The sequence below is a fragment of the Comamonas guangdongensis genome (assembly GCF_041079535.1).
GTDB classification, from domain to species: domain Bacteria; phylum Pseudomonadota; class Gammaproteobacteria; order Burkholderiales; family Burkholderiaceae_C; genus Comamonas; species Comamonas guangdongensis.
The window spans coordinates 1-778 of record NZ_JBFYGN010000073.1 but is presented as its reverse complement, the minus strand read 5'-3'; the positions used below and the strand labels follow the sequence as shown (position 1 = coordinate 778).

General features: G+C 68.8%; 1 protein-coding gene. It reads right to left on the bottom strand.

Annotated elements, in window-relative coordinates; translation table 11 throughout:
- The coding region (locus AB6724_RS21810) for a VCBS domain-containing protein (RefSeq protein WP_369340625.1) at positions 1 to 778 on the bottom strand (778 nt) is incomplete at both ends.

The window sequence follows — 778 nt, the reverse complement described above, 5'->3', positions numbered from 1 at the left end:
CCGAGCTGCCGCCCACGCCGTGCACCGTCACACCGATGGTGTCGGTGACGCTGCCGTCGGTGGCCGTGCCCGAGGCGCCGTTGGTCTGCGCACTGTTGAGCGTGTAGCTGTAGTCCAGGGTGATGCTGCCGTCGCCGTGGGTCGTGGCCCCGGTGACCGTCAGCGTGCTGCCGTCGGCCGTGGTGATGCTCTTGCCCACCCAGTCGCTGGCCGTGTGGGTCGTGCCGCCGATGGTCACGTCCTTGACGCCGTCGGTGGCACTGACCGTCACCGAGCCCGTGGTCGTCTTGGTGGCGTCGCCCGTGACCAGGCCGTGTTCGTAGACCTTGCCGGCATCGTCGCCGCTGCCCGCATTCACGGTCACCTGGCCGCTGTCATCCGCACCCTTGACGGTGAAGGTGACGTTGTTGCTGCGCTGGTCGCCGTCCTTGTCGGTCAGCGTGTAGCCCATCGACACGGTGATCGTGTCGCCGGTGTTCAGGGCCTGCGTGGCCGGCTTGCTGTTGTCCAGCACGAAGCTCCAGCTGCCATTGGCGTTCTGGACCAGCGTGCCGTACAGGCTCAGGTCGACGTCGACGCCACCCAGCTTGGCCGTGACCGTGCCCCAGGTCGTTGCGCCTGCGGTGGCAGCTCCGTCGGCGCCGTAGCTGTTGCCGTTGCCGGCGCCCGGCACCACGCTGCCCGTCAGCGTCGTCTCGCCGCCGTCTTCGGTCAGCGAGCCGGCGTTGATGCTGGTGGCCACCGGCACGTCGTCCACGATGGTGACGACGATGTTGCC